Annotated in this window: 1 protein-coding gene and 1 pseudogene; both read right to left on the bottom strand. The window is 36.8% G+C overall.

Annotation, left to right across the window (positions count from 1 at the left end; all coding sequences use genetic code 11):
- Positions 1–216, bottom strand: a pseudogene (locus HMPREF9999_RS10790) (hypothetical protein); the annotation flags it as partial.
- 238 nt (positions 217–454) lie between these two features.
- Positions 455–826, bottom strand: a complete 372-nt coding sequence (locus HMPREF9999_RS08340; protein ID WP_009752279.1) for a hypothetical protein — start codon at positions 824–826, stop codon at positions 455–457.
- Positions 827–1323: the final 497 nt, after the last annotated feature.

Here is a 1323-nt window from a genome sequence, read left to right as displayed (position 1 = left end):
CATGCGACTCTCATAGGCAGGATAAGAGTATTTTTGACCCATTTCAAGAAACAACTTAAAGTACTCTCCGCTTTTTGAGAATAATCCTGGATTAACCTCCTCTTTCGTATAAATGTACCAAAACCACACGTTGTCGTTATTGCAATAGGTAGCCAATCGCAAATCTCTGCCATCTATCAAAATTCTCTTACCTGTCTTTTTCTCTATTTTAATCATTTCAAAACCGTAAATTTTCCTTTTTTGAAGAGTGCTTCTATCTTCAAAATCGAAATGCAACGATTCATTCGTTTTTTCATAGATTAGAACCTATGGAAAACAGATAGACGTTTTGCACTTTGATTTTGAAAGTACATGATAAAAGGAATATATCCTCTTTTATGCAGCAAGATAAACCATGCACAGGCACTTCTAGAAACATCTGTCCTTTGAGCTTTTCACCGAAACCCTACTATTTCTATAGCGAAGTATGGTTATGATAATACTCTCGTTGAAAATCTCGCCAGTCTCGCATCAGTTCATAAACCTCTTCAATAGGGATAACAGCTTCTACCCGGTCGTCTTCGTAGACATTCTTAACTACCGCTTTTTCTCTATCACACTCTATCATATACACCTCAAAGCCAAACCCTTCATAAAAGTAGACTTCGCCATTCAGAACCGCTTCAATCTCTCTGACAATCTCTTCAACGTAATCTAAAGATAGATGAACGATTTCATCCTGAAAGAAGCTTCCATACTTTTCTGGATTCTCTATAACAACTGATGGATAGCTATTTTTTCTACCATCACCATCCATATAGACTGTTTTCTTGAAAGAATAATGCATAATCACTCTGTTAATATCGGATCATACGAACTTATCTTGCCTTCCTCTTAAAGAAAATGATTGTAACATTCCATCCTTGGACTTCCCTGTATAGGTATTTCTTGTATCAGGTTTCTTCCCATAGTTGTTTGTTATTGCATGCTCTACCATACCATGACACTCGATTAAGTATGTCATCTGGTGTAAAGCGTTTAAATCATTGATATTGCGTTGAAGACGAATGTATAGCGATTGCAACAATTCCTCTATCCAGGTCATCTCCTCTTCTTTTGATACATTATAACTCAAATATCGTTCTATCACTCCTTCTCTCATCATTTGATATTTACTTCCCCAAAAGGAGATGAACAGTTCTTTGTCACTTGACTTCATCTCTCTAAAATTCTACTTTCCATAAATTTCCCCGTAGCAGGAGGGTATGTATACTGCGGTAGGTCAGGAAGCGCGAAGTCCACTCATACTCATCCGCATTGTTTTTCTAAGGAGAATACTTCTAT

It is taken from the genome of Alloprevotella sp. oral taxon 473 str. F0040, assembly GCF_000318095.2.
GTDB lineage: Bacteria > Bacteroidota > Bacteroidia > Bacteroidales > Bacteroidaceae > Alloprevotella.
Note: the sequence above shows the minus strand (reverse complement) of the source record. Positions and strands in the feature narration are given on the sequence as shown.

Bases quoted from the DNA above. Each gene is read 5' to 3' on its own strand.
- HMPREF9999_RS08340 (WP_009752279.1), bottom strand. From the start codon at position 826: ATGCATTATTCTTTCAAGAAAACAGTCTATATGGATGGTGATGGTAGA.